Origin of the sequence: Collinsella sp. 4_8_47FAA, from assembly GCF_000763055.1 — a bacterium.
Lineage (GTDB): Bacteria > Actinomycetota > Coriobacteriia > Coriobacteriales > Coriobacteriaceae > Collinsella.
In genome coordinates this window covers 1-828 of record NZ_KN214159.1, presented here as the reverse complement: position 1 = coordinate 828, position 828 = coordinate 1, and the positions used below count along the sequence as shown (strand labels likewise).

Annotated in this window: 1 protein-coding gene; it reads right to left on the bottom strand. The window is 67.6% G+C overall.

All coding sequences use genetic code 11. The features are described from left to right. A partial coding sequence (locus HMPREF9463_RS10240; RefSeq protein ID WP_035139001.1) for a dTDP-4-dehydrorhamnose 3,5-epimerase occupies positions 1–826 on the bottom strand: 826 nt, incomplete at its 3' end. Positions 827–828: the final 2 nt, after the last annotated feature.

Here is an 828-nt window from a genome sequence, read left to right as displayed (position 1 = left end):
CCGGTCGCGTTCGGCCTTCCACGGCGATGACACGGCCCTCGGGGGTCTCCGCTTTATCCACGGCCGTGTAGGCGCCGCAGTTGATCACGGTGCCGTAGAGCGACCAGTCGTACTGCGCGTAGGCGTCCGGGTCGGACATGTCGAAGGTGTCGATTTCGCAGAAGTCGAAGTCCTTCGCCACGCCGCGCTCCTCGGCGAGCGCGCGCACCGCACGGCCCAGCTGGCCGTTGCAGCCGGTGACGAGGGTGCGCCTGGGCGCCATGGGGACGACGTCGGCGAGCATCGGGTGGTTGAGGTCGGCCTCGGAGACGGTGGCCTGGTCCAGCGGGATGGGCCACTGGATGGCGAGCTCGGGGTCGGCGAGGTTCACGAAGGTGTAGGTCTTCTTCAATTCAATGGACCAGTGGGCGTCCACCAGGTAGGTGTAGGCGGTGCCGTCCTCCAGGGCCTGGAAGGAGTTGCCCACGCCGCGCGGGACGTAGATGGCCTTGCTCGGGTCCAGGGTGCAGGTGAACACCTTCCCGTAGGTGGCGCTGCCCTCGCGCAGGTCCACCCAGGCGCCGAAGACGCTGCCGCGCGCCACGGAGATGAACTTGTCCCAGGGCTCGGCGTGGATGCCGCGGGTGACGCCGCGGCTGTCGTTGTAGGAGATGTTGTTCTGGACGACCCTGAGGTCCGGGATGCCCAGGGCGGTCATCTTGGCGCGCTGCCAGTTCTCCTTGAACCAGCCGCGCGAGTCGCCGTGGACGGCGAGGTCGACGACCTTGAGGCCCTCGATGCCGGTCTCGGCGACGGAGAGGTCCTTCTCGAATGCGATGTCTGCCATGT